At 64.9% G+C, this 1,457-nt stretch carries 1 protein-coding gene; it reads right to left on the reverse strand.

Translation table 11 applies throughout. From position 1 onward, the window contains the following. Positions 1-45: 45 nt before the first annotated feature. A complete protein-coding gene (locus ACFC3F_RS15025) occupies positions 46-1,395 on the reverse strand; it encodes an IS256 family transposase (protein WP_376131521.1) in 1,350 nt (449 codons plus the stop codon). Between the last annotated feature and the right edge of the window lie 62 nt (positions 1,396-1,457).

Genomic DNA, 1,457 nt, shown 5'->3' on the forward strand with positions numbered 1-1,457 from the left:
TGGGCTTGTCAAGATTTCTGTGTAAGTGGGCATCAGCGGGGGTAGTTAGAGGTGGGGGTTGATGCGTTCGGGGTATGCGAGGGCGAGCTGCTCGAGGGCTTGCTTCCAGTTCGTGGTGACGTTGCCTTCGACGAGCCTGCCGGAGGCCTTGCGTTGGCCCGCGGGTAGCCCGCGTTCCTTCTCTCGTTCTCTCGCGCGCTTGTCTTCGATGTCGCAGATCGCGAGCCAGAGCAGCTTGACCGCGGCGGTGTCGTTGGGGAAGTGGCCCCGGTTCTTGGTGACCTTCCGCAGCTGGTAGTTCAGCGACTCGATCGCGTTCGTCGTATAGATCACCCGGCGCAGCTCGGGCGGGAACGCGAGGAACGGGGTGAACCGGTCCCACGCGTCCTGGAACGACTTCACCGCGGACGGGTATCGTTTGCCGAACTCGGAGGCCGTGAACGTCTCCAGCGCCTCGAGCGCGGCGTCCTCGTTCGCGGCCTGGTAGATCGGCCTGAGCGCGGCGGCGACGGCTTTGCGGTCTTTGTAGTTCACGAACCGCATCGCTGCTCTGATGAGGTGAACGACACACGTCTGCACGGTCGCTTCCGGCCACGTGGCGGCGACCGCGTCACCGAACCCGGTGAGCCCGTCGCAGCAGACGATGAGCACGTCGCGGACGCCGCGGTTGGCGAGCTCGGCGCAGACCGACGCCCAGAACTTCGCGCCTTCCGTGGCCTGCACCCAGATCCCCAGGACGTGCTTGATGCCGTCCATGTCGACCCCGACAGCGATATGCGCGGCCTTGTTGCGGACGTGACCGCCGTCACGGATCTTCACGATGATCGCATCCAGATAGATCACCGGATACAGCGACTCGAGCGGGCGGGTCTGCCAGGCCAGGACCTCGTCGGCGACCTGATCGGTGATCTTCGAGATCGTCTCGTGCGAGAGGTCCGTGCCGATCGTGGAGACCAGATGATGCTGGATGTCGCGGATCGTCATCCCGCCGGCGTAGAGCGAAATGATCATCCCATCCAGGCCGTCCAGCCGGCGTGAGCCTTTCGGGACCAGCATCGGCGTGAACGTGCCGTTGCGGTCCCGCGGGGTCGCGAGTTCGATGTCGCCGATCTCAGTCGCCACCGTCTTCGAGGTCGTGCCGTTGCGGGAGTTCGGATACAGCGCCGCTTCGCTGTCGCCACACTCGTAGCCGACGTGCTCCGTCAGCTCGGCGTCAAGGCCCCGCTCCAACGCGGCCTTCAGCATCCCGCCCAGCAGACCCTGCTCGCCCGTGAGCGGCTCGCCGGCGTCGATCTTCGCGAAGATGTCATCCATCGCGCCCGACGCCTTCAACTGGTCGGCGAGCTCCTTCTGCCGGCGGCGACGTTCCTCGCGCTCCGGGCTAACAGCATTCATAGTCATCAGTGTCTCCTTCAGGGTGAAGCCTCACCCCTTACACAGACCATTTGACAGGCTCG

Source organism: Microbacterium sp. NPDC055910, assembly GCF_042271185.1.
Lineage (GTDB): Bacteria > Actinomycetota > Actinomycetes > Actinomycetales > Microbacteriaceae > Microbacterium.